Source organism: Vibrio sp. 1580, from assembly GCF_033340055.1.
In genome coordinates this window covers 1-504 of the sequence record NZ_JAWOVT010000807.1, presented here as the reverse complement: position 1 = coordinate 504, position 504 = coordinate 1, and the positions used below count along the sequence as shown (strand labels likewise).

Genomic DNA, 504 nt, shown 5'->3' with positions numbered 1-504 from the left:
ATCAAAGCCGAACCTGTGGTGGAGTTTGATCGTCTACGATACTTGCTGTTGATCTGGCCAAACGAAGATCGTCAGCACAAAGTACTGCAATCCAACGCGAATGACGGGTTAGAGCAAGAACAAGAGGTAACTAATGGCCAGTAATGTATTGCGTAGCAGAATGGTGATTGGTGTTAGTTTCTTCGTTGCGCTAGTACTGCAAACCATTCCTTGGCCAGGTGTATTGGACCTACTTCGTCCTTCATGGCTATTTTTGGTGACGTGTTATTGGGTGCTGGCATTGCCGCATCGAGTGAACGTTGGCACGGCGTTAGTGTTGGGCTTATTGTGGGACATTCTCATTGGTTCAGCGCTAGGAATTCGGGGCATGATGATGTCCATTGTCATCTACTTGGTGGCACTGAATTTCTTGCTAATTCGTAACATGGCATTGTGGCAACAGTCGATTTTAATTGCCTTTTTTACTGCGTTATTGGAAGTTTTGATATTCTGTGGGGAATATTT

1 protein-coding gene and 1 pseudogene are annotated in these 504 nt (G+C 45.0%); both read left to right on the top strand.

Translation table 11 applies throughout. The annotated features are described in order from the left end of the window. Positions 1 to 144: pseudogene (locus tag R7093_RS28500) on the top strand (rod shape-determining protein MreC); the annotation flags it as partial. Next, on the top strand, positions 134 to 504 hold a 371-nt coding region (gene mreD / locus R7093_RS28495; protein ID WP_318147442.1), incomplete at its 3' end, for a rod shape-determining protein MreD. The pseudogene R7093_RS28500 and the gene mreD, both read left to right, overlap by 11 nt.